This is a genomic window from Salicola sp. AFF1, assembly GCF_056783195.1.
Map to the genome: position 1 here is coordinate 1 of NZ_JBXAYL010000155.1, position 289 is coordinate 289.

At 60.9% G+C, this 289-nt stretch carries 1 pseudogene; it reads left to right on the plus strand.

Annotated features, from left to right (window positions below):
* Positions 1-289 (plus strand): annotated as a pseudogene (locus AC1RQI_RS17155) (GMC family oxidoreductase); the annotation flags it as partial.

The window sequence follows — 289 nt, forward strand, 5'->3', positions numbered from 1 at the left end:
CGGCGGGCCATCTGCGCGAACACGGTATCGACGTCGTGTTCGACCTGCCCGGAGTCGGCGAGAACTATCAGGATCATCTGGAGGCGACGGTTCAGTGCGAGACCAAGGATCCGATTTCGATCTTCGGTGAGGACAAGGGCCTGCGCGCTGCGTCCCATATGATGCAGTATCTCATGACCAAGACCGGTCTGCTGACGTCGACGGTCGTGGAGTCCGGCGGCTTCGTCGATACGGCCGGCACGGGCGAACCGGACATCCAGTTTCATGTGCTGCCGGCCTTCAATGGTTT